The sequence below is a fragment of the Chryseobacterium daeguense DSM 19388 genome (assembly GCF_000430825.1).
Taxonomy (GTDB): domain Bacteria; phylum Bacteroidota; class Bacteroidia; order Flavobacteriales; family Weeksellaceae; genus Chryseobacterium; species Chryseobacterium daeguense.
Map to the genome: position 1 here is coordinate 128,193 of NZ_AUMT01000011.1, position 21,461 is coordinate 149,653.

21 protein-coding genes are annotated in these 21,461 nt (G+C 36.1%); 6 read left to right on the forward strand and 15 right to left on the reverse strand.

All coding sequences use genetic code 11. The features are described 5' to 3' along the window. Positions 1–24 precede the first annotated feature (24 nt). On the reverse strand, positions 25–402 hold the full coding sequence (gene gloA2, locus H560_RS0113985; RefSeq protein ID WP_027380625.1) for an SMU1112c/YaeR family gloxylase I-like metalloprotein: 378 nt from the start codon (positions 400–402) through the stop codon (positions 25–27). 8 nt (positions 403–410) lie between these two features. Beyond that, a complete protein-coding gene (locus tag H560_RS0113990; RefSeq protein WP_027380626.1) occupies positions 411–854 on the reverse strand; it encodes a nuclear transport factor 2 family protein in 444 nt (147 codons plus the stop codon). Between the two features lie 134 nt (positions 855–988). On the opposite strand from H560_RS0113990, the gene H560_RS0113995 reads away from it, so the two are divergent. Next, the gene (locus tag H560_RS0113995; protein WP_027380627.1) at positions 989–2,068 is read left to right on the forward strand and encodes an endonuclease/exonuclease/phosphatase family protein; all 1,080 of its coding nucleotides are present in this window, start codon (positions 989–991) and stop codon (positions 2,066–2,068) included. 102 nt (positions 2,069–2,170) lie between these two features. On the opposite strand, the gene H560_RS0114000 is transcribed toward H560_RS0113995, so the two are convergent. The 9 genes from H560_RS0114000 to H560_RS0114040 all read right to left on the reverse strand — a co-directional run bounded on the left by H560_RS0114000 (position 2,171) and on the right by H560_RS0114040 (position 10,524). Beyond that, positions 2,171–3,226: a diphosphomevalonate/mevalonate 3,5-bisphosphate decarboxylase family protein gene (locus H560_RS0114000; RefSeq protein ID WP_027380628.1), complete on the reverse strand. Its 1,056-nt coding sequence runs from the start codon at positions 3,224–3,226 to the stop codon at positions 2,171–2,173. A gap of 73 nt (positions 3,227–3,299) precedes the next feature. Next, positions 3,300–5,069 carry an AMP-dependent synthetase/ligase gene (locus tag H560_RS0114005; protein ID WP_027380629.1) on the reverse strand — a complete coding sequence of 590 codons (1,770 nt, stop codon included), beginning with the start codon at positions 5,067–5,069 and terminating at the stop codon, positions 3,300–3,302. Continuing rightward, positions 5,066–6,079 (reverse strand): NAD-dependent epimerase/dehydratase family protein, encoded by a 1,014-nt coding sequence (locus H560_RS0114010; protein WP_027380630.1) that lies wholly within the window; start codon positions 6,077–6,079, stop codon positions 5,066–5,068. The genes H560_RS0114005 and H560_RS0114010 overlap by 4 nt, the downstream gene beginning before the upstream one ends. A gap of 236 nt (positions 6,080–6,315) precedes the next feature. Next, entirely contained in the window at positions 6,316–7,320 is a 1,005-nt protein-coding gene (locus H560_RS0114015) for an MvdD family ATP-grasp ribosomal peptide maturase (protein ID WP_027380631.1), read from the reverse strand. After that, complete coding sequence (locus tag H560_RS0114020; protein ID WP_027380632.1) at positions 7,313–8,269, reverse strand: MvdC/MvdD family ATP grasp protein; 957 nt, start codon at positions 8,267–8,269, stop codon at positions 7,313–7,315. The genes H560_RS0114015 and H560_RS0114020 overlap by 8 nt, the downstream gene beginning before the upstream one ends. An 80-nt stretch (positions 8,270–8,349) precedes the next feature. Continuing rightward, positions 8,350–8,544, reverse strand: a complete 195-nt coding sequence (locus H560_RS0114025; RefSeq protein WP_027380633.1) for a microviridin/marinostatin family tricyclic proteinase inhibitor — start codon at positions 8,542–8,544, stop codon at positions 8,350–8,352. Positions 8,545–8,583: 39 nt separating this feature from the next. Further along, positions 8,584–8,823 carry a microviridin/marinostatin family tricyclic proteinase inhibitor gene (locus tag H560_RS0114030; protein ID WP_027380634.1) on the reverse strand — a complete coding sequence of 80 codons (240 nt, stop codon included), beginning with the start codon at positions 8,821–8,823 and terminating at the stop codon, positions 8,584–8,586. A gap of 114 nt (positions 8,824–8,937) precedes the next feature. Next, entirely contained in the window at positions 8,938–9,717 is a 780-nt protein-coding gene (locus H560_RS0114035) for an alpha/beta fold hydrolase (protein ID WP_027380635.1), read from the reverse strand. A gap of 87 nt (positions 9,718–9,804) precedes the next feature. Continuing rightward, positions 9,805–10,524, reverse strand: coding sequence for a pyridoxine 5'-phosphate synthase (locus H560_RS0114040; protein ID WP_027380636.1), 720 nt, complete (start codon positions 10,522–10,524; stop codon positions 9,805–9,807). Positions 10,525–10,940: 416 nt separating this feature from the next. On the opposite strand from H560_RS0114040, the gene H560_RS0114045 reads away from it, so the two are divergent. Together H560_RS0114045 and H560_RS0114050 are read left to right on the forward strand one after the other, a co-directional pair. Next, a complete protein-coding gene (locus H560_RS0114045) occupies positions 10,941–14,081 on the forward strand; it encodes a SusC/RagA family TonB-linked outer membrane protein (RefSeq protein ID WP_027380637.1) in 3,141 nt (1,046 codons plus the stop codon). A 24-nt stretch (positions 14,082–14,105) separates the two neighbouring features. Further along, entirely contained in the window at positions 14,106–15,764 is a 1,659-nt protein-coding gene (locus H560_RS0114050; protein ID WP_027380638.1) for a SusD/RagB family nutrient-binding outer membrane lipoprotein, read from the forward strand. Positions 15,765–15,953: 189 nt separating this feature from the next. On the opposite strand, the gene H560_RS0114055 is transcribed toward H560_RS0114050, so the two are convergent. Continuing rightward, a complete protein-coding gene (locus tag H560_RS0114055) occupies positions 15,954–17,213 on the reverse strand; it encodes a mechanosensitive ion channel family protein (RefSeq protein ID WP_027380639.1) in 1,260 nt (419 codons plus the stop codon). Positions 17,214–17,479: 266 nt separating this feature from the next. On the opposite strand from H560_RS0114055, the gene H560_RS0114060 reads away from it, so the two are divergent. From H560_RS0114060 to H560_RS0114070, 3 genes are all read left to right on the forward strand, one after another. Then, the gene (locus H560_RS0114060; protein WP_027380640.1) at positions 17,480–18,661 is read left to right on the forward strand and encodes a carboxypeptidase-like regulatory domain-containing protein; all 1,182 of its coding nucleotides are present in this window, start codon (positions 17,480–17,482) and stop codon (positions 18,659–18,661) included. Between the two features lie 88 nt (positions 18,662–18,749). Then, positions 18,750–19,241, forward strand: coding sequence for a DUF456 domain-containing protein (locus tag H560_RS0114065; protein ID WP_027380641.1), 492 nt, complete (start codon positions 18,750–18,752; stop codon positions 19,239–19,241). A 10-nt stretch (positions 19,242–19,251) separates the two neighbouring features. Continuing rightward, the gene (locus tag H560_RS0114070; RefSeq protein WP_027380642.1) at positions 19,252–19,752 is read left to right on the forward strand and encodes a hypothetical protein; all 501 of its coding nucleotides are present in this window, start codon (positions 19,252–19,254) and stop codon (positions 19,750–19,752) included. Here H560_RS0114070 and H560_RS0114075 read toward each other — a convergent pair. The 3 genes from H560_RS0114075 to H560_RS0114085 all read right to left on the reverse strand — a co-directional run bounded on the left by H560_RS0114075 (position 19,739) and on the right by H560_RS0114085 (position 21,437). Beyond that, the gene (locus tag H560_RS0114075; RefSeq protein ID WP_027380643.1) at positions 19,739–20,380 is read right to left on the reverse strand and encodes a uracil-DNA glycosylase; all 642 of its coding nucleotides are present in this window, start codon (positions 20,378–20,380) and stop codon (positions 19,739–19,741) included. The two genes, H560_RS0114070 and H560_RS0114075, sit on opposite strands and share 14 nt — an antisense overlap. Continuing rightward, positions 20,377–20,859 (reverse strand): hypothetical protein, encoded by a 483-nt coding sequence (locus tag H560_RS0114080; protein WP_027380644.1) that lies wholly within the window; start codon positions 20,857–20,859, stop codon positions 20,377–20,379. Before H560_RS0114080 ends, H560_RS0114075 begins: the two co-directional genes overlap by 4 nt. A 74-nt stretch (positions 20,860–20,933) precedes the next feature. After that, positions 20,934–21,437 (reverse strand): GNAT family N-acetyltransferase, encoded by a 504-nt coding sequence (locus H560_RS0114085; RefSeq protein WP_027380645.1) that lies wholly within the window; start codon positions 21,435–21,437, stop codon positions 20,934–20,936. Positions 21,438–21,461: the final 24 nt, after the last annotated feature.

A 21,461-nucleotide genomic window follows, 5' to 3' on the forward strand; every position in this document is an offset into this window, starting at 1 on the left:
CTTATACTATATTAATCAATTTTTTTATTCTTCGTAGAATTCCAGTGGTAACTGGTCCGGGTCTGTTGTGAAGAAAAATTCTTTCCCGGTAAACTCATCTGTTCTTATTTCTTCACAGGTTAATCCTTTCTGAATTAATTCTTCCCGTTTTTGTTTTACACTTTCCACCGAAAAAGCAAGATGCCTTAATCCACAGGCTTCAGGACGCGACGGCCTTTGCGGAGGATCTGGAAATGAGAATAGTTCAATTACATAATGATCTCCAATGGCTAAATCAAGCTTATAAGATTTTCTTTCTTCACGATACACTTCTCGGACGATCTTGAGGCCAAGAATTTCTGTATAAAATTTTTTCGAAATTTCGTAGTTTGAACAGATGATGGCTATATGATGAATTTTCATTTCAGGCTTTATTTAATTTCTTTGCAGTTTTCTTTTCTTCTCGTGTCAATTAAATACTGGATTTTCCATTCTCCATTTTGTTTGATCAGTTGAAAGCTATTGGCTCCGCAATGAGAAAATTTTCCTTTAAAATAAAAAGAATAAGGTGTAAAAACACTCGCCAGGTTACCATCTGTATGAACAGCTTCAATAGTAATCCTTTCGTCCAGGTCATTTTTAGAATATTTGGAAATGGAAGCAATAAAATCTTTAATCTCCTCATTTTTTACGCCGTCTTTCGTAATGGTCTGGAGAATTGCCGTTTCGGAGAAAGTTGATTTTAATAATTCCGGATCTGCATTTTTCATTGCCAGAAAAAGGTTCCTGATTGGTTTTTCCACTTCCTGATTTTGAGTTTGCTGCCCAAAACAGAATGCCCCGAATAGCACAGCAGTCATACATATTTTGTTCATATTCATCTTAATTAAGTCAGATGAATAAAAATAGGAAAAATAAATATTCCTTTTTACAATAATTTGAAAAGTTTAAAATCAAGATGTATGAAAAATTGTAAAAAATAAATTAAATTTATCATTATTTAATAAACATGTGGACAGCTTACCTGATTCTGACTGTATTGTCGTTAATTTTAACCCTACTCCCAAAAATTCAAAATTCTCACTGGATATTCCGGGTTCCTGAATTTGGAAAAATACAGATCACCTTTATTATACTTTTTACATTTATTTTTGGTTTTTTCGCAGGAGATTATGTAAATCTGTGGTATTATCAGCTTCTTTTACTAATCATGCTGATCCATCACAGCGTAACGCTTGTAAAATACACACCGCTTTACCCCGTTAAAAAATATTCACGACACGGCGATTCATCACAAAAGATTAAATTTATTTCAGCGAATGTCTATCAGTTCAATAAAGAATACAATCGTTTTATCAACCTTATAGAAAAATTTCAGCCCGATTTTTTCTTAACCATGGAAAGCAACAGCGACTGGGAGAAAGCCCTTCAGACTCTGGAAAAAAAATACACTTATCATCACAAGGTGACGCTGGAAAATACGTATGGAATGCATTTTTATTCTAAAATTAAAATTGACGAATCGAAAACGCATTATTTTGTTGCCGATGATATTCCTACCATTGAGGCACATCTGGAAACTGATGACGGCTTTAAATTTGTATTTTTTGGGATTCATCCGCCACCACCGAGCCCAACCGAAGAAGAAACATCCAAAGAAAGAGACGGCGACCTTCTGAGCACAGCGAAAAGAGTTACAAAAATTAATAAGCAGGTGATTGTTGTAGGTGATTTTAATAATGTTGCCTGGTCGAAATCATCCGTTCTTTTCAGGAAAACCAGCCATTTGATTGATCCCAGAATCGGGCGCTCTTTTGTGTCGACTTTTCATGCAAAATACCAGCTTTTAAGATTTCCGATCGATTTAATGTTTCACAGCGAAAATATTTTTATTGAAGAGCTAAAAACACTGGAAAATTTTGGCTCAGACCATCTTCCGGTTTATTGTGAATTTTTCATAGACCATGAAAATGGTGAACAAGAAGAAAGAATTGACGGTGCCACGCAAAAGGAAAAAGCCGAAGCTGAGGAAATGATTCAGGAAGGTAAAAAGGAAGACGGTAACAGGGATGCAGTGGTTACTGAATAGAATTTATGATAAATTACAAACAATTTGTCACAGGAATCTAAGCCCGCAAATTAAAAAAACGAACTAAAAGTCCGTTTTTGCATATATATTTTTTTCCCAATTCTAAAATCTCATTACATCTTTCACCACTCCGTTTTTCTGGGTGTGCTGTAATAATTCAGCTTCGATAAATGCTTTAATTTTTTCCTCAGAACCATTATTCGGGAACAAAAGATGAACATTTGCACCTGCATCCAACGTAAAAAATAAAGGCAAATCCGTTTCCTTTCTGAAATCCCAGATTTTATTAATGACCTCTAATGTTCCCGTTTTCATTAAAATAAATGCTGGGTCGCTCATCATCATCATTGCATGCAAGGTCAATGCTTCATGTTCTACTAATTTAATAAAACGCTGCATATCTCCACTTTTAAGAATCTCTTTCATAGGCTCAAAATTCTCTCTGGCCTCCTGGAATCTTCTCTCTGCATAAGGATTTGATTTCATCAAACCGTGTCCTACCGTAGATGAAACGCTTTTCTGCCCTTCATGAATTAACAATACCCAATCATTAAAATTTTTAAAAATCTCATGAATCTCATCATTCGGATATTGTACAGCAAATAAGTCTGAGCTTCCTTTTACCTGAGATTCACCCCAGACTACCAATCCGTTGTACAGGCTTCGGCAGGCACTTCCGCTGCCTAATCTTGCTAAGAAAGAAGCTTTCCTCAGTGATTCTTCTTCAGCATTTTGACCTGAAAAAGTTTCGTCCAGCTTCATTAAACATTTTGCAATAGCTCCAAAACCAGATGCCGAGCTGGCAATCCCGGAGCTGTGCGGAAAGGTATTTTCAGTTCTTATAATATACTTTCCTTTTAAAATCCAAGGAAGGTACTGCTCTATATTTTTAAAGTATTTTTCAATTTTTTCAGCAAATTTTACTTCTTCATTTCCGGCCAGAAACGTTTGGACAGAAAACGGCTCATCTGCTAAAAATTCCATTGTAGTATTGGTTTTACAATGATTTAGGGTATAGCTGATACTTGGGTTAGCAGGAATCTGGTTGTCATACTTTCCCCAATATTTGATCAGGGCAATGTTTGACGGACAGCTTTCAGAAACTGTCAGATTATTTATCGTAAAATCTTTTTTTCCTAGAAATTCTTGTGTTGTCATAATTTTGATGGTGCTATTTTCAAAGCTCCTGTATATTATTTATTGTATTTCAGGTCTCAATTAAAATTAAGTCTTAATACATTTTTTCAATTAAATCCGCATATTTTTTAAGCACTACATTTCTTTTCACCTTCAATGTAGGGGTAATTTCTCCAGTACTGATTTCAAATTCTGCAGGCATTAAAGTAAATTTTTTCACCTTTTCATAGTCGGAAAGATGTTCTTGAAGCTCTTTAATTTTTTCTTTATAAAAACTAATAATCTTCTCGTTTTTTACGGTTTCTTCCCAATTGCTGAACTGAATATTATTCTTTTTAATAAAATCACTTAAAAATTCAAAATTTGGGACAATTAAAGCAGACACAAATTGTCTTCCTTCTGCAATCAGGACAATCTGCTGAATGAAATTATTATTGGTCAGAAGATTTTCAATCTGCTGCGGTGCAATGTATTTTCCGTTGGAAGTCTTCATGAGATCCTTCAATCTGTCGGTAATAATCAGATTTCCATGATCATCAATTTTCCCTGCATCTCCGGTTTTGAACCAGCCGTCATTGGTAAAAACCTTTTGCGTTTCTTCCGGTTTTTTGTAGTAACCTTTCATGATTCCGTTTCCTTTTGCCTGGATTTCGTCTCCTTCACCAATTCGGATTTCTACGCCCGGCAAAGGTTTTCCGCTCGTTCCGTGCTCAAAATGTGTCAACGGGAAAAGAGTGAGAGTAGCAGTCGTTTCAGTAAGACCGTAGCCAACCGTAATGTGAATTCCCACAGATTCAAAGAACTTCGTAACTTCCGGCGACAAAGATGCACCGCCACATGGCAGGAACCAAAGCCTGCCTCCCATTTTTTCTTTTATTTTACTGAAAACCAATGACTCTGCTATGGATTCTTTTATTTTTAAACCAAAAGGTATCGGTTTTTCATTTCTTCTCAATTCCGCAGTCTGGGAACCGGTCTCAATGGCCCAATCGAATATTTTTTTCTTTAATGATGAACCTTCCTGCGCCTTTTCCAGAACACCGGCATAGACCTTTTGGAAAAACCTCGGAACTGCGCACATCATAGTCGGTTTTACTTCTTCAAGAGCCGAGGCTATATTTTTTGGGTCTTCAAGGAAATAAACCCTTGCCCCACCGTACAGGCAAAGCAGGCTCCAGCTTCTTTCAAATACATGGCTTAAAGGTAAGAATGCCAGTGAAAGCTCTTCTTCAAAATTTTTAAACTTAAAAAATTCAAAATGAGCATCAAAAGCTTTGATAAAATTACCATGGGTAAGCATCACTCCTTTTGGGGTTCCGGTAGTTCCTGAAGTATAGATGAGAGTAGCTACATCGTCATATTCTTTTTTACAGAATTCAAGTTTTGTGGATGATTTTGCGATAAAATCTTCAAGATAAAAGCTGCTGAATTCTTTTTTGATCCAAACGGCTTTTTTAGAAACAATAATTGTTTGCAGATCATTATCTTCCTTATGTAAGGCTTCCAGACACCCGTCATATTGCTGCTGATCTCCTATCAGAACTATTTTTGCCCCGGAATCTTTGATGATATATTCTGCCTGCTCAGCATTATTTGTAGAGTAAATGGGGACGGTAACCGCACCAATGGCTATTGCCGCCAAATCAAAAATCATCCATTCCGAAGAATTATCAGAATAAATAGCTACTTTATCATTTTCCTGAATTCCTGCATTTTTCAGTGAATTCGCTGTTTTAAAAATAATTTCACTGAATTTTTTCCAGCTCAGTTCTTTCCATCCTGCATCTTTCTTTTTAAAGCCGATTGCAGATTTTACAGGATGTTTTTCTACATTCTTATGGATAATTGCCTCTGCAAGATTCATTTCTTCCCTTTTTTATCGTTAATATAATTATTTAAATGAAAATCAATACTTTCCGAAACAGGAATAAACTGATAATCAAGCCTCTCTTTTATTTTCTCATTAGAAATAATGTTGAATGATGATACGGATTCAATATTGGATCTCGTTACCATCTGTAATTTCGGGATCAGCCATCCTAAAAGAAAATTGGCAACTCTTCCCAGGTTTAATAAAGATCTGGACAATACTTTTGCTTTTTTCAAGCCCAGCTTTTGCCTGATCTGATTACCAATGTCTTCATACTTTTTATTTTCTGAAACCAGAATAAAACGTTCCCCGAAAATATTTCTTTCCATAAGCTCTATCGCAATGGCCGCTACATCTCTTACATCCACATAAGCAGAACCGCCGGAAAAAGTAAACGGATTCTCTTCGAAAACAGGAAATATCTGGCCGCTGCTCTGGCTCCAGCTTCCTGTACCGATGATCATTCCGGGATTTATAACAGCTACGTTTAGACCTTCTGCAGAAGCTCTCCAAGCTTCCATTTCAGAAAGGTGCTTGGATATTCCGTAGGCAGAATGGTACAGCTTAGGATTAAAGTCAGAGTTTTCATCTAATTCCCCTTTTTCATTAAAACCATCCAAAACAGCTACAGAACTTACATGCAGAAATTTTTTCACCTCAGAATTTTCGCAGGCATAAAAAAGATTTTCCGTTCCTTTTACATTGGTGCGGTGCATTTCTTTTTCATCATTGGGATGAAAGCCTACTTTTGCGGCACAGTGGTATACCTCATCAACTCCCTTTAATGCATCCTGCAAGGAATTAATATCATTAAAATCCACATCTATCCATTCAATTTTATTAAAAAAACCTTCAGGATCATCCGTGTAAAATGTATAGGAATGTTTTACCTCGTTTATATTGCTTCCCGTTCTTTTAGAAGCACGTACGTTTTTGCCCTTTTTAAGGAGCTCCAAAACAATTACTCTGCCCAAAATTCCGGTTGCACCCGTTACAAAAACCATCAATTTTTTTTACTTGATTGTTTACTAAATTATGATAATATTCTACGTTATGCAAATTTGCGATTTTTAAAGCAGAATTCAATTTTTTTTTGACTGATAAAAGGTAAAGTTTATTATTTTAAGCTTCGGCTAAAGCCTTTTGTATTGCTTTTAAAAATGAAAAACGGGCTAAAGCCCGTTCCTACTGAATTACATTTTGTAAAAAAATTTATGTTCCTAACCTTTTACCGTAAAACTTACACCAGCACCATATTATTTCTTCTGGAAGCTTTATCACATAAAATATCTGCGATGCTTTTTGAAATGAGATTTCCTTCGGTGAGGTTATCAAGCCAGAAAAATTCTCCGGCGGCGTTGATTTCAATAAAATAATATTCATCTTCTGGAGAGACAATGATATCAATAGCCCCGTAATCTACATGATAAACGTCGAGAAGCTCAAGCAATTTTGCTTCAATATTCGCGGGAAGCTCCGTAGGGATCCATTTATCAATAAGATTCACGCCATCCTTTCGCCAGTCTATTTTTGCTGCTTCAGATTGTTGGGAATCAATTTCGAATGCATAAACATCACGTCCTACAACCGTTACGCGAAGTTCTTTTTTCTTCTCAATTTTCTTTTGAAACTGCATCGGGCAATACAAAAGAGAATCAAGCTCTTCCAGTTTATCTTCATTGACAACATTGGTAAAAACCACACTTTCAACACCTTCTTCATAGATTGCAAATCCGGTCTGCATTTTTGCGATCACATTTTGGTGCTTTATAATGAACTGCTTTGCTTCTTCCGGGTTATTCGTGATACAGGTTTCCGGTATTTTCAAGCCTATTTTGTCTGCAATTTTCAGCTGTTCTTCTTTACTGTCCAGCCTTCTGTAAATACTCGGTTTTCCTAATGAATAGGCATCTACAGATTCCAAAAAACCAAAAAGCGTATTGCGGATTTCTCCCATTGCGGCGCCATAAAATCTGGTATCCATTTCTTCTTTTAATCCATCTCCGATATTGTAAGCTCTTCTGTACCAGACCGCTGCAATATCATCCAGACGGTATTTTTTTTCCGGAGTTTCCAGAACCGTGATCCATTTTCCGTCCTGAAAACTGGTTGATAATTTATTTTTTAAAGGATATAAATCCACATCAAAGCGAATTACTTCACAATTATTTTTAGCGATATATTCTGTTACTTTTTCAATGGAAAAATTATCATTTGTATGTGTAATTATTAAAATTTTATTCATTGGTTTTCATTCTTTTTATAAGATTATCGGCTATTCTTTCAGCAATCGGGAAATTCAGTTCTTTCTGCAGCATTCCCCACTCTCCCTGCGGATTTACTTCGAGGAAGTAATAATTTCCGTCTTTTCCTTTGATCATATCAATGGCTCCGAAATAAAGTCCCATTTCTTTCATCATTGAAGTAAGGTCAAGCTTAGTATTTTCCGGAAGATTATATTCTGACCAAAAATAATTTCCCTGAGCAATTCTCCAGTCGGTATTTTCGCTGTTATTGATTTTTCCTGTAAAAAATTCACCATCCACATATACTATTCTCAACTCATATTCTTTTTCAATGTATGGTTGAAAGATCATCGGACAATATTCAACATCTGAAATATCTTCCAAAGAATTTTCGTCAATTATACTTGTTGATATAAAATTTTCCCCTCCCATGGATTTTGTAATTACACCGTGAAGCTTTGCTGCCATTTTGCCGTTGCAGTTTTCATGAAAAAATTTCGTTATTTCTTGAGAATTGTTTGAAAATATTGTTTCAGGAATTATGAGATTATTTTTTTTTGCAATTTTCAGCTGCAGCATTTTATTTTCGTCAATTTTCCTTTCATTTTCAAAAGGATTGATCCAAGGAATATTGTCCAAAATGGTAAAAAGATTATAACGCATGCTTGAATATTCTTTCACAAAAATCTTTTCATAATCTTCGTCCAATTCCTCAGGAATACTTATTCTCCATGCTTTTCTGTGCCAGACTGCTTTTATTTCGGAAGAGCTAATTATATTCCCAAATTCATCTGTTAACTCAAAATAATCTTCACGAATTGTGATTTTCTGAAGATGATTCAACCGGTCCGAATTCAACCTGAAATAAGGAATATTTTTCGTTTTTAAATATTCAAAAAACAGATCTATAGTGTAAAAATCCTGAGAATGCGTAATACAAAGAATCATTTTGCCGATTTTTATTAAAAAAGGAAACTTAGATATTAAGTTTCCTTTCGTATAGTTTTATTAGTGTCCGAAACTATATACTAAACAGACTGCACATCATCATCACCGTCAGATGGATATTTCTGAGTCTGCGCCATATCGTAAATAGGCTTGGTAACCGTATCTACTTCAGGTTTTGTGATGATTCCGCCTCCTTTTACTTTTTGAGGCTCATTGATTTGTTTTTCTAAAAATGCAGCGAAAAATGGCTTTTTCTTTGAGTTTTTGTTTTTCATAATGTTTGTAATTGAGTTAAAATAATATTGGGTTTCGTTTTATACTGTGTCACCGCCTTCGTCACTGTCAGACGGATATTTCATTGTAACGTTATCACTTCCCGGTTTTGTAATATTATCCTGAAGCGCTGAAGTTATGCTGTCTTTAAGTGCACCGGTAGTGTTGTCCTGAAGTGCGGAAGTAATAGTTCCTGAACCGCCTTTAATCTTCTCAGGGTCTTCAACCTGTTTTTCCAGGAATGAAGCAAAAAATGGCTTTTTAGACTTTTTGTTTTCCATTGTATTAGTATTTAATGATTAGGAAGTCTAAAGTATTAAAAAAAACTCACCCAGAGAAGAATAAAATATTATTTATGAAAATTTTAACAAATATTCAATTACAATAGAATTTTATTAATTTAAATTCAAAAATTGTTTAACTACAATAGCAAAATCGACAGGGTTTTCTGCCTGAACCCAATGCCCTGCATTCTTAACCTTTACAATTTTAGCCTTCGGAAACTGCTGTTTAATGGCAAATTCATCCTGCGGAAGTATGTAATTTGATTTTTCTCCGGCAATAAATAAGGTTTCACCCTGGAAAACTCCGAATTTAATTGCATTGGAAACAAATTCATTATATTTTTCAGATAAAGTTTTAAGATTGAATCTCCAATTTAATTTTTTATCATCATCCCAATATAAATTTTTTGTAAGAAACTGAATGGTAGACTTTTCCGGAATATACTGATTCAAAACCGCTTCCACTTCATTTCGTGAAGTAACCGTATTGAAATCTACCGTTTCCAGAGCCTTAATAATTCCCTGATGATGAGGAGGATAAGCTTTCGGTGAAATATCGACCACAATTAGTTTTTCAACCTTTTCAGGAAAGCTGATTGCAAACTGCATTACGGCCTTTCCACCAAGGGAATGCCCAAGAACATGGGCTTTTTCGATTCCGTAATGATTCATATAATTCACAATATCATTGGCCAGATCATCATGAGACATATTCTCGGAATGAAAGCTTCTTCCATGGTTCCTAAGATCAATCAAATGTACCGGAAGCTGCTCTCCAAGGTCTTTTCCAAAGCTTCCCCAGTTATCAAGCATCCCGAATAATCCGTGAAATACCAAAAGTGGTGTGGACGAAAGATTTTCGCCAAATATTTTTGAATGTAGAATTTCCATAATTGTATATTTATTTGATGGAAGATAGATTATGGAAGATGGAAGTTTGAGACAGTATCTTCCAGCCTCAGGCCCCCAGCTTCCAGCTTACCATTTTGCCAATCTTTTTAAATAAGCCTGAACTGTATTTTCGAGTCCCATATACAATGCCTCGGAAACCAAAGCATGACCGATGGAAACTTCAAGAAGATTCGGGATATTATCAGCAAAATATTTTAAATTTTCTAAACTTAAATCGTGTCCGGCATTAAGTCCCAAACCAAAATCTGCAGCTACAATTGCCGTTTCATAGTAAGGTTTTAATGCCAATTCCTTGTTCGATGTATAATTTTTTGCGTAAGCTTCTGTATACAGCTCAATTCTGTCAGTTCCTGTTTTGGCTGCATATTCCACCAGCTCCGGTGCAGGATCTAAGAAAATAGAAGTTCTGATACCTGCATTTTTAAATTCTGCAATGATTTCAGTAAGGAAATCCAGGTGTTTTTTTGTGTCCCAGCCAGCATTTGAAGTAATCGCATCATCTGCATCTGGAACTAAGGTCACCTGCTCCGGTTTTACCTCCAATACCATATCAATAAACGGGCGGTGCGGGTTTCCTTCAATATTAAATTCCGTTGTTACCAATGGTTTCAGATCATAAACATCTTTTCTTGTAATATGTCTTTCATCTGGTCTGGGGTGGATGGTAATTCCCTGTCCACCAAATTCCTGTATTTTAATTGCGGCTTCCGTAACACTTGGTGCTTCACCTCCTCTTGCATTTCTCAGGGTCGCAATTTTATTAATGTTTACACTTAGTTTTGTCATTTTTAGTCCTAAATATTGGAAGTTAGTTTGCATAATGCATCAATTTTCTTTTTAATCAGAGCTTAAATAAAACTATTGATTTCAAATCTCAGCAATCTGCAAAAACTTTTACAAATTTAGTGATTAAAAACCAGCTACCCATTGCGCAGAAGATAAAAAATTAATAAAGCTTTACGGTTAATTTTTAATATTTCTACATGTAATTTTAATATTAAAAAATTTATCATTTTTCACAAATTAACATCATTATACAAATAGAAAAAAAACATAAAAAAATTACTACAAATTCATAAAACAAATCAATAAAATCAATTAAATGCAAAATAAATACATTTATATTGGGAATATGTTAATAAAAACATAATTAAATGCAATATTTTTATTAATATTACAACATCTAATTATTATAACACAAGATGAAATTAAATGCTAAAACCTCTATTTCTGTAGGTGTATTCTGTTTTCTTCTGGGAACTACCGGACAGATCAATGCACAAAAAACAAAAAACGACACTGCTAAAACCACGGAAATCAAAGAAGTTGTGGTAACAGCTCTCGGAATTAAAAGAGACCAGAGAAAGCTGGGCTATTCTATCTCCAAAGTCGACAGTAAGGATATAAGCCAGGCCGGTGTTGTGAATCCCATGGAAGCTCTTCAGGGAAAATTACCCGGTGTTCAGGTCATTGCCGGTTCAGGAGGGCCGCAATCAAGTGCGAAAATTCAGATTCGTGGAAATACATCTCTGGGAAAAAACAATCAGCCTCTGGTAGTGGTAGACGGTGTAATTATAGATAATTCCGTTACCGGTGCAGATGAATGGGGATCAGGGTATGATTTCGGAAACGAAATGAAGAACCTTAATTCTGATGCTTTTGAATCTGTTTCTGTACTTAGAGGTGCCGCTGCTTCCGCTTTATATGGGTCCCGCGCTTCCAATGGGGTAATTGTTATTACAACAAAAAAAGGTCGTGGCAGAAACGGAGTCGGCGTGAAGGTAAATTCTTCACTTACGACCCAAAGTGTTTATGCAGGGCCTAAACTGCAAAATGAATTTGGTGCCGGTGTAGGATCAACTTTTCCAACTGACAGCAACGGAGAACGGTTCATAGATCCAAATACTTTTTTCTACAGCTACGGCCCTAAGTTTGACGGTATGCCGGTAAAAGATGTTGATGGAAGAACTGTTTTATATAATCCTCAACCTCATAACTATCTTGATCTATATCAGGTGGGAATGGACCGGAAAAATTCTGTTGAGCTTTCTGGGGGTACTGATAAGTCAACTTTCTTATTTAACTATACCAATCAGGAAGCAGAAGGAATATTACCACGAAACAAATTTACCAAAAATGCTTACTTCTTACGTGCTACGCATGAGTTTAATAAATACCTGCAGTTAGACGCAAGCTTTAATTATACGAGGTCTTTTGGACAAAATCCAGTACCTCAGGGAGGAAATAGCAGCCCATTGTTCAGCTATGTATATGCACTACCGAGAAGTTTTGATGCCAATTATTGGAGCCAAAATTATTTAGATCCCGTAAATGGCGGTATAAAACAGGGTAACGATGACCCTTACGGTATGACCGGACAATATTTTGACCTATTCCAAAATACAAGAACCCAGAAAGAAAACAATTATATCGGCCGTTTAGAAATAAAATCTCAGCTTACGGACTGGCTGAATCTTACTGTAGGAGGAAATTTCAACAATTACAACTTTATCAACGAATCCAAACTTTTAGGCATGGATGTCGGTTTTAAAGGAGGAGGATACAGTATTTTGGAAGGTAGAAAGGAGCAAAATACCCTTAGGTTTTTAGCCAATGCCAACTTCAAGCTCACTGATAATTTAACCCTGAATGCTTCACTTGGAGGAGAAAGTTTCAGCTCAAAATATAAATTTACAAGATCATTTACAAACAACGGACTGAGAATACCGGGAGTTTTTCAAATTCAAAACTCGGTGGATGCACCTGGCCTTGAAACAGTTTACACTGATGGAAATGTTTCCCCTAAAAAAATTCAGTCTTTATACGCTTTTGCTAATTTTGCATGGAAAGATCAACTGTTTGTAGATATTACCGGACGTAATGACTGGTCTTCTACATTGGCTTATCCTGACGGACATGGAGATGTAAGTTATTTTTATCCTTCGTTTGTCGCAAATTGGACTTTCTCCAATTCTTTCAATCTTCCGAAATGGATCAGCTTCGGGAGCTTAAGAGGAAGCCTTGCATGGGTAGGCCGCGACACATTCCCATATAATACGAGTGCCGGATTTTATTATGCGGGAGACCCCACGGCATACAACTCTCCAGACGGCACACGTGTTCCTTTGATTGGATTTAACAGCCGTGCTCTTGCCAATGGTAATTTAAAAAATGAATTAAGCAGATCTATTGAACTCGGCTTAAATATGGCATTCTTTAATAACAGGCTGGATTTTGATGTTTCAGTTTATAAAACAAATACAATCAATCAATTATTAACACTTAAGATGCCTCAAGAGTCGGGTGTGGAATCACAGCAGATTAACGCTGGAAATCTACAGAATAAAGGAATTGAGGTCATTGTAAATGCTGTTCCAATAAAATCAAATGATTTTAAATGGGATACCACCCTTACCTTCGCCAAAAACCAGGACAAAATAATTGAGCTTGCTCCCGGTGTTGAAGAATATGTACTCCAATGGGCAATGGGAAGAGATGTAAAAAGTATTGCAATTCCCGGCCAGGAATACGGATTGATACAAACCAACTATGCTTTCGCCACTTATCAGGCTCTTGATGCTAACGGAAATAAAATTGACGATCCAAGAAATGGCATGAGAGTCCTTAAACCAAACGGTTTCTATATGCGCTCCAATGCTTATCAAAATCAGGGCTATACAACAGTAGGAAAGCTGACGCCTGACTTCCTTACCAGTTTCAGAAATACTTTTAAATATAAAAACTTAGCACTAAGTGTTTTAATTGATGCGAGAGTGGGTGGAGACATTTTATCCGCTACTTATAATTACGGAGTACAATTCGGGAATCTGCCCTCAACTTTACAATACAGAGATGAAGAAAGAGGCGGTATCAGATATATAGACACTACCGGACAGAGCCAGTTTGGGGTGATTCCTGAAGGAGTATTTGCCCAAAACACTCAGATCAAAGACAAGCAAGGTATCACCAGAGATGTAGGTGGCATGACCTATCAGGAAGTTTATCAGAGAGGATGGATGGATCCTGTACGTACCGATCTGTATTACAGGAACCTTGGGTCTTGGGGCAATGGTATCCGGGAAAATGCTATTTTCGAGAATACCTGGGTGGCTCTTCGTGAGCTGAGATTAACGTATTCATTCAAACCTGAATTAATAAAACCTCTTGGAATAAACACATTAAATGCTTCCCTCATAGGAAGAAACCTCTTCTATATCTATAATAAACTTCCTGACGGCATCAACCCTGAAGGTATGTATAACAACAATTCCGGAAGCTTTGCGGAGTATGGAGGCTCGCCAATGTCAAGATATATAGGCTTTAATTTAGACTTTTCTTTCTAACTGTTTACTTAATAAATTAAAAAAATGAAAAAAATATTTCTAATAGCATCTACACTTTGTTTACTGAATTCTTGTACAAGTGATTTTGCTGAAACCAATACAAACCCGCTGGACATCGTAAATACGACTCCGGAAGCGCTTCTGCCAATGGCCATCAAAAAAGGCTACGATGCCAGCTTTGAATATTATTATGACTACTATCGCAGGATTATGCCATGGACACAAACTTTAGTTCCAAGTTTAGGTAACCCTTCAGAATTCATGGATGACGGCTCTAATATGAACGCAAGAAAAGATGTTTTCTATGGCGATCATGGTTCTTTATTAACAGATATTATTCACAAGATAGATCAGATGCCGGCAGAGGAGCAGGCAAAATACGTTAACATTAAAAGCATCGCTACAATCCTTAAGGTTTATTATGCATGGTATGTTACTGATGTCAATGGAAGTATGGCCTATACAGAAGCTTTCCAGGCGAGATATGGCGGAACTGTAACTCCAAAATTTGAAACACAGGAACAATTGTATGATATTTTTGACAGCCAACTAAACAGCGTTTACACTGCGATAGAAGGCGCGAACCAATCTATACAGGTAAAACCAGGTGCCGGAGACCTCTTTTTTAACGGAGATATCTTGAAATGGAAAAAAGTTTCCAATTCTTTAAGATTAAAAATTGCCTCAAGATTAATGAAAAGAAATCCTGCTAAACTGACTGCAATTGCCACCCAGGTATTATCAAGAGATCAGATAACCAGCACCGCAGAAGATTTTTCTCTGCGTTCCAGAAGGTTTACTGAGCACGGCAACTTTAATCCTGCCGGTTTCTCTGCTACAAAACCGATGGTGGACTTTATGGGCGCCAACAATGACCCGAGACTTCCTCTATTCTTTCAAAAAAACTCGTATACTAAAACTGCTATCAAAAGACTTTCAACTGCAGGATTGATGAATGATGTACAGATAATTGATTCAACTAAAAGATACGTAGGAGGACCTGTAAGTCCGGATATGAGTACAAGCCGCTATTATACCAAAGCAAGAAGATCATTGAACGGGATTACATATGATACTGTTTCAAGACTTCAATATCGTATTTGGCAGCCGGAATACAATGCCGGTACAGGAAATGCCGTATTTCCTATTTTAACTTATGCGGATTATTCTTTATTAAAAGCAGAATTACAGACAAGAGGACTTATTTCTACAGGAAGTTCCGTTCAGTCACTTTATGAGCAGGGTATCATAGCGTCAATTGCAACATATAATTTCATTGCAAAAGAAGCTGTTGCATTTGACTACACCCCTACCATGGATAGTGAGATAACAGGTCCAAACGGCTACCTGCTTGCTCCCGATGTAAAATTCAATCCGTCAAAAGCACTGGAACAGATCATCATTCAGGAATATTTAAATTATTTTAAACAACCTAACGAAGTCTGGGCTCTTATCAAAAGAACTGATATGCCGAACACCTCTACAGCACTGAAATTAGAAACACCTACACGAAATGGAGGAATTCCTTTGACAATGCCTAGAAGAATCGTTCTCCCTACTCCATCTATGGATAATCTAAACTATAGTAATCAACAGGCCGCACTTAACCTGATGAAGCAAGATCCTGATTTCGGTACAAGCGAAAATGATATTCAGGGCCGTATATGGTGGGATAAAAAATAAATTTTAAACATAAACATCTGTGTAAATCTGAGAAAATCTGTGATCCAAAAATTAAAACAACAGATTTATACAGATGAATAAATATTTTTAAGAACTTAAATAAAAGATTCCGGCGAGTTTTCACCAGAATCTTTTTATTTTATCTAAAGACTTCAGAATAAGCAGTCTATTTTTCAAAGTTATAATATCTTACACTTTCACCTGCATCACTTCAAGACCAAATTCCTTTGAAGCTACCAGCAAATGATCAAAAATATCCGACTGAATTTCCTCAAAACGAACCCATTCCGTATCATTGGTAAAAGAATAAATCTCTAAAGGAAGCCCTTGTGGAGTGATATTCAGCTGACGGACAATAATTGGCCCTTCTTTATCTAGCTCAGGAATTTTTTCGATATATTTCTGGGCATAATGCCTGAAAACACCAATATTGGTAAGCTGTCTCCCATTAATGATTTCTTCTTTGTGCGCCATATTCTCTTTTTCCTTTCTGAGTTCAATGGATCTTTCTTCCAGATAATCAGCAATAAGATTAATATTTTTCAGATCTTCGATATCTTCATCCGTAAGGAATTTAAAAGAATTGATATTAAAATAAATAGATTTTTTAATTCTCCTGGCATTCGTTTCTGAAATAACCTGCAGGTTTTTGATTTCCGTTGTCAGCAAATCATACGTGGGAATCGTGGAAAATGTTTTATCAAAATTATTAATTCTTGTTGTCAAAAGATTGATTTCCGCAATATTCCCTTCCAAATTATATTTAGGAATGCTTACCCAGTCGCCAACCTTCAGGTTTTTTGAAGTAGCTACATGAATTCCGGTCACAAAGCCTAAAATAGTGTCCCTGAAAACCAAAACCAAAACAGCAGTGATTGCTCCCAGACTTCCGGCAATTGTAGTTCCCTTAATCCCGAAAATCACACAAATTCCAACTACAGAAAAGATAAAAATCCCTAAAATTTTTACAGTTTCTGAAATAGCATTCAACGCCATGATTTTGTAGAAATCCTGCTTTATTGTAAAATAATTTCTAAATGCCGTAAGTCCCCGGTACAGCATCCCCGCAAAGATCATTACTACTCCTAAGTTTACAGAACGTACAATAAATTTGGTTGTTTTATCGAGAGCACCCATAAAAATAGACTCATGAATACTTCCTACAATTAAAAGTGCAATTAAATGTGCCAGAGAATTGGTCACCTTAGACAGATAAATGGATTTGATAACCGGATATTTTTCCTGATTATGAAAAAAACGGAAAATACTGTTGATGACAATTTTAAATAAGAAATCAATAACCAGAAATACAGCACAAAGCAGAAAAAGTTTTACAATAATGTGAAATATCCAATCCATCCCGGATGGTGAAATCTTGGTAATGTAGATATAAAGCGGATCTGTAAGCTCCGTAATAAAATCTTTAGTTTCTTCTAGCTGATCATTCATTATAGCAAATTTAGAAAAATTTAAGGTTGATCTTTGGAATCTACGTATCAATTTTCATCCCAAAATTTAAATCAAACTAATCAATGGTATTAATTTTCAATTATTCTTTCATACTAAATCCTTCGAAACCTCGATTAACAAATAAATAATCCATTACAATACACAAAAATCAATAAATTATATTAAAAAATTTCACTGTTTTATGATTTTATATTTAATTATTTTTTAAATTTGATAAAAACTAAATAAATCAAAATCAGTTAAATATGAAAAAACACTACTTTCTTATTTTATTGTGTGTTTTCACACTTTTAATGAATTGCGCAGGTGATGACCCTTCAATAGTTTCCGAAAACGTGAATACGGCGGCAAAAACCGGAAAACTTACCGGAAAAGTAATGGCACAAAACGGAACCAAGCCTATTGGTGGTGCTTCAGTTTTTACCTTCGATGATAAGTACAAGATTTATTACACCACTTCAGATTCTGAAGGTAATTTTACACTTGAAGCTCCTGCGGGAAATCACACCATTTACATCCAGACCGGTAATGGTACCAATTTCCGCACAGAAATTTCTGCAACTGTAAAAGATAATGAAACGGTAAATCTTGAGGCAAGCCAGACCAAGCTGAACCAGGTGGCAAAAATTGCTTATGTAAAGGGCAGCTATGACAAAATTGAGGATATAATACAGAGTCTTGGGTATACAGCCACAGAAATTTTCAATAGTGATCTTGCCAACCTTACAACTATAGCGCAATACGACATTATTTTCCTGAACTGCGGATCAAGAACCAGCTATACTTCAAACCCTGCTCTTTATTCTGCGATTGATGCTAACTTAGCAACTTTCGTAGCTAATGGAGGAAGTATTTATGCATCAGACTGGGATGTAGCCTATCTGGTGGGCGGAACTACCAATACCAGCAGCTGTTCTATGGCAGGAGGCTTTGTTCCTGATTCAAAATTATGCTCAGTAAACTCCGGAAGCTCAGGAATTGTAGGTGCTACTGTAAATAATGCAGCTCTTACCACTGCTTTGGGATTCAATACGCTGAATATTGACTATGATTTAGGCCAATGGCAAAAAATCGTTAACTATGACCCGGCATATTGGGAAGTTCTAGTGAAAGCAACTTCATCAAATGATGCTTTAATGATCAGAACCAATCACTTTACAGCAACAGGAGTGCCGACCACACCTATTGGAAATGCACCAACTACAACATATGTAACAGTCTGCATTACGCTTCCGGGAAATATCCAGATCAGCCTTTCCGTTCCTCAGGCACTAGTCCCATACCTGGTTGCATTAGGAGCCACAGTAGGACCGTGCTCAGGATCATCCAACAGCGGATATATTTATTACACCACTTTCCATAATCATGCTTCAGGAAATATTGGAAACGCCGGCGTAATTCTACAATATGTAATCTTAAACCTATAATAAAAACTTTATCTTAAACATGTGAGGCGGTCTCTAACAGGGCCGCTTTTTTTATTATCTTGCAATTATAAATTTTAAGAAGATGAATATGGATACAGCATTAGTGAACATTCTTTGCCTTGTTCTTTTGTTTCTGGGAATTTTAGGAACATTTTTACCTATTTTACCGGGATTGCTGCTGAGCATTTGCGGCTTGTTGATATATAAATTCGGGACAGATGCAGATTTGCCGATGATATATGTCTGGGCTTTCGGGATTCTGACTTTATTATCCGTCGTTTTAAGTTACGTCATTCCCGCCAAAACCAATCAAAAATATGGCGGAACGCGCTGGGGAAGCATAGGATCCGTAGTGGGAATGATCATCGGGATGTTTTTACCGATTCCATTAGGCTTTTTAATAGGGATGTTTGCCGGTGTATTCGTTGGTGAACTTCTCCATGATAGCAAAGACATGAATAAAGCTTTAAAATCTACAAAAGGTGCTTTTATTGGTTTTATTTACGGAACAGGTTTCAGTTTTGTGGTAGGTGTGGCAATGTTTTTGGTAGTAGTACTGGATATGCTTAGTGTAATTTAAAATAGACATCATGTTTTATAAAGCCATCATAGTAAGCCTGGGATTTTTATCATTATTTAATTGTAGTGCCCAGAAAGAACCCGTTCAAAAATTAAAAGTATATGTGGAAGATAACGGAGAAACCAGAATTTCTACAAAAGAAGGAGAAATCATCTATTTCAATGAAGGAGAAAATAAATTCCTGAAAGAATACCAGATGAATGTAACCTTTAAAGGCATTTCCGAGGACAGCCGCTGCCCGAAAGACGTCACTTGTATCTGGTCCGGAGTGGCCGTTGCACAGATCGAAGTGATGGGAACCACTACCCGCCCAATGACGCTCAGCATTGCGACAATGGATAATAAAGGAAGAAATTACAATAAATCTGCGGTGTTTAACGGGTATACCATTTCACTTGCAGAAGTAAATCCTTATCCCGGGGCAGCAGAAGGCACAAAAGCTTTGAACGGCAAATATAAAATCGGAATCATCATCAAAAAAGGCACAGCAGAAACTTCTACCACGAAATAGGCTTCTTCCCTTTTGAAACCAGATATTCATTAATTTTTGAAAAAGGTTTGCTTCCAAAAAATCCTCTGTGAACCGAAAACGGAGACGGATGTGCAGACTTTAATATAAAATGCTTTGCCGGATCGATGAGTTCGGCTTTTTTTTGTGCAAATGCTCCCCAAAGAACGAAAACCACATTTTCTTTTTTATCCGAAATTTCTTTAATGATAAAGTCCGTAAACTTTTCCCACCCTAAATCTTTGTGGGAATTGGGAGAATGGGCACGAACAGTTAATGTTGCATTCAATAATAAAACACCCTGTTTTCCCCAATCGTCCAGTTCTTTAGAAGTTCTTACCACTCCAAGATCATCCTTTAATTCAATAAAAATATTTTTAAGCGATGGCGGCGCGGTTACCTGCTCAGAAACGGAAAAACACAATCCATTGGCCTGGTCGTCATTATGATAAGGATCCTGACCAATGATTACCACTTCGATATCATCAAAAGGCGTCAGCTCCAGCGCTCTGAAAATCTGGCTTTTTGGAGGGAAAACTTTTGTAGTTGCATATTCCTGCTTTACTTTTTCCCAAAGATTGGTAAAGTATTCGGTGTTTTTTATGGGGGCTAGTATTTCTGTCCAGGTCATGGGTTATTTTTATAAATTTTATCAAAGTCTGTAATTAAAGCCCTCATTAAAATCTCACCGTTAATCCCTAATCCAGAATTATTTAAACCTAAATCCTTTCTCATTTCAAGCATTATTTTTGTAATTAAGCTTAAACTTTTCTTACTATCTTTAGTCTCATCTGGGTTGTACAAAGATTGAAAATAATCAGAAAAAGCTTGAATTACATTGGGGGAGGCAAATAAAACATACTTTTTATAAAATTCAAATAAAGATTTCAAGTTATTATTGTTCGAAGTATTTTTGGAAAGTTTCGTATTAGCAAAAATATCTATAACTAAATTTACGTATTGCTGATACATCTCCCTCCTTTGCTTTGTAAGTTCGTTTGTTAATTCCTTTTTTTTCTCAATATTCGATTTAACTAAATAACCTATTCCTGCACCAATAAGTGGTAAAACAATAGTTAAGATAGTAATTGAGAATTGATTCTCCCCCATTTTTTATTAGTTTATAGCAAATTTATAAAATAGAACTCAAATAATTATAAATGATTAGTCAATATAAATTACATTTATTTCTTCAAGCTAAAAACCAGATTATCCGGAAAGCCCTCATCTTCTTTCTCCTCTTCCAGCACAAAATCATGCTTTAAAAGAAGACTTTTTGAGTTTTCATTAAACTTATTGGTCATCGCTACAATTTCCTGCAAATGTAAATCATTAAAAGCAAAATCTAAAACCGCTTTCAAGGCTTCCGACATGATTCCCTGATGGTGAAAATCAGGCAATAACTCATAACCGATTTCCGCAACTTTTCGATCTTCGGAAAAATTATACAGGCAGATTGTTCCAATCAAACCAGTTTTATTTTTCAATGAAATCCCCCAGTAAAAAGATTGATTATCCTTGGTTCTTTCTTTAATGCTTAAAATAAATTGCAGCGCATCATAATTATTCTTCGGCGAGTTCCTCTGCACAAATTGATTGATCACTTCATTGCTGCGGATTTTGAAAATATCCTCAACATGGCTTTCGTTGATCTCTTTTAATAATAGTCTTTCGGTTTCCAGTTTCATATCTCAAATGTAATAAAAAACTTA

Excerpts from the sequence above, each read along its gene's own strand:
- H560_RS0113990 (WP_027380626.1), bottom strand. The coding sequence starts at position 854 with ATGAACAAAATATGTATGACTGCTGTGCTATTCGGGGCATTCTGTTTT.
- H560_RS0114025 (WP_027380633.1), bottom strand. The coding sequence starts at position 8,544 with ATGAAAAACAAAAACTCAAAGAAAAAGCCATTTTTCGCTGCATTTTTA.
- H560_RS0114075 (WP_027380643.1), bottom strand. The coding sequence starts at position 20,380 with ATGACCTGGACAGAAATACTAGCCCCCATAAAAAACACCGAATACTTT.
- H560_RS0114010 (WP_027380630.1), bottom strand. The coding sequence starts at position 6,079 with ATGGTTTTTGTAACGGGTGCAACCGGAATTTTGGGCAGAGTAATTGTT.
- H560_RS0114015 (WP_027380631.1), bottom strand. The coding sequence starts at position 7,320 with ATGAATAAAATTTTAATAATTACACATACAAATGATAATTTTTCCATT.
- H560_RS0114080 (WP_027380644.1), bottom strand. The coding sequence starts at position 20,859 with ATGGGGGAGAATCAATTCTCAATTACTATCTTAACTATTGTTTTACCA.
- H560_RS0113995 (WP_027380627.1), top strand. The coding sequence starts at position 989 with ATGTGGACAGCTTACCTGATTCTGACTGTATTGTCGTTAATTTTAACC.
- H560_RS0114040 (WP_027380636.1), bottom strand. The coding sequence starts at position 10,524 with ATGACAAAACTAAGTGTAAACATTAATAAAATTGCGACCCTGAGAAAT.
- H560_RS0114085 (WP_027380645.1), bottom strand. The coding sequence starts at position 21,437 with ATGAAACTGGAAACCGAAAGACTATTATTAAAAGAGATCAACGAAAGC.
- H560_RS0114055 (WP_027380639.1), bottom strand. The coding sequence starts at position 17,213 with ATGAATGATCAGCTAGAAGAAACTAAAGATTTTATTACGGAGCTTACA.
- H560_RS0114035 (WP_027380635.1), bottom strand. The coding sequence starts at position 9,717 with ATGGAAATTCTACATTCAAAAATATTTGGCGAAAATCTTTCGTCCACA.
- H560_RS0114060 (WP_027380640.1), top strand. The coding sequence starts at position 17,480 with ATGAAAAAACACTACTTTCTTATTTTATTGTGTGTTTTCACACTTTTA.
- H560_RS0114070 (WP_027380642.1), top strand. The coding sequence starts at position 19,252 with ATGTTTTATAAAGCCATCATAGTAAGCCTGGGATTTTTATCATTATTT.
- H560_RS0114030 (WP_027380634.1), bottom strand. The coding sequence starts at position 8,823 with ATGGAAAACAAAAAGTCTAAAAAGCCATTTTTTGCTTCATTCCTGGAA.
- H560_RS0114005 (WP_027380629.1), bottom strand. The coding sequence starts at position 5,069 with ATGAATCTTGCAGAGGCAATTATCCATAAGAATGTAGAAAAACATCCT.
- gloA2 (WP_027380625.1), bottom strand. The coding sequence starts at position 402 with ATGAAAATTCATCATATAGCCATCATCTGTTCAAACTACGAAATTTCG.
- H560_RS0114065 (WP_027380641.1), top strand. The coding sequence starts at position 18,750 with ATGGATACAGCATTAGTGAACATTCTTTGCCTTGTTCTTTTGTTTCTG.
- H560_RS0114050 (WP_027380638.1), top strand. The coding sequence starts at position 14,106 with ATGAAAAAAATATTTCTAATAGCATCTACACTTTGTTTACTGAATTCT.
- H560_RS0114045 (WP_027380637.1), top strand. The coding sequence starts at position 10,941 with ATGAAATTAAATGCTAAAACCTCTATTTCTGTAGGTGTATTCTGTTTT.
- H560_RS0114000 (WP_027380628.1), bottom strand. The coding sequence starts at position 3,226 with ATGACAACACAAGAATTTCTAGGAAAAAAAGATTTTACGATAAATAAT.
- H560_RS0114020 (WP_027380632.1), bottom strand. The coding sequence starts at position 8,269 with ATGATTCTTTGTATTACGCATTCTCAGGATTTTTACACTATAGATCTG.